This window comes from Thiohalocapsa halophila (genome assembly GCF_016583825.1).
Classification (GTDB): domain Bacteria; phylum Pseudomonadota; class Gammaproteobacteria; order Chromatiales; family Chromatiaceae; genus Thiohalocapsa; species Thiohalocapsa halophila.
Window position 1 is genome coordinate 1 of the sequence record NZ_NRRV01000230.1, and the last position, 886, is coordinate 886.

Below are 886 nucleotides of genomic sequence, written 5' to 3' on the forward strand. Positions count from 1 at the left end.
CTCATGATAACGGGATACGAGCAGGTCCGCTCCATCGTCGCCGACATTGTCGGTGATAAGGAAGGCGCCGCAAAGGTCGAGCTCGTGTTGCCCGAGACAGGCGTATGCTCCGCGCCGCTGGACAACGACGCCGACGAGACCTGCTGTGCCCCGGCCGCCGAGCAAGGCACCGCTGACTGTTGCGACACCCCACCGGTGGAAAGCAAGGAAAACTGCTGCGCTTAGGCAGTAGCCCGATGGTCGCCAGCTCTTCGGCGTGCCCCCGCCTGGGTCTGCCGTCGTCCCACCCGCCGGGACGCCCAGGCCGGTCCGTCCCGCTCCGGCGCGCTCTCGCGGCTACCACCGAACGCGACTCCGCGATCTGCTGCACTCTTGCTGAGCCGCTCAAGGGGTCTTAGCAGTCCTTCGATCAAAAGAACGTCGCCCGAGACACGGCCGCTGCCTCGGTCTCCGCAGTTAATCATGAGGACTCTTTTATGACCACGGAAGCGCCCACGCTTTTCGGCGCCGGCAGCCTGGGCTTCGGGCTGGTATCTCCGAAGCAGCGCAAGAAGCGCAACAATCGGCTTTTGGTCCACAAATCCCGACACGCGCTCCGTTCTCAGACCGGTGACGCGCTGTTTGGCGAGGCGGAGAAACCGAAGAGCCCGGAGGAAAAGCAGGCCGTCAACTACTTCCGCGGCAATACTGCATCCCTTGGGTTTTTCGCAGTCGCGTATTTCTATCCGATCTTTACCCTCCCCGCCGTCGCGCTGGCTGTCTACGCCTGCATTCCCATTTATCGGCGTGCCTTCATTTCGGTCTTTAAGGAACGGAAGCTTAAGAATGATCTGCTGAACGGGCTGGTCGTTACCGGCACCCTGGCAACCGGCCATTTCTTTGTCGC

The 886-nt window shown here is 62.0% G+C and carries 1 protein-coding gene and 1 pseudogene; both read left to right on the forward strand.

Annotated features, from left to right (window positions below):
- Positions 1-225: pseudogene (locus tag CKO31_RS26150) on the forward strand (flavoprotein); the annotation flags it as partial.
- A gap of 251 nt (positions 226-476) precedes the next feature.
- The coding region (locus CKO31_RS26155; protein WP_200243870.1) for a hypothetical protein at positions 477-886 on the forward strand (410 nt) is incomplete at its 3' end.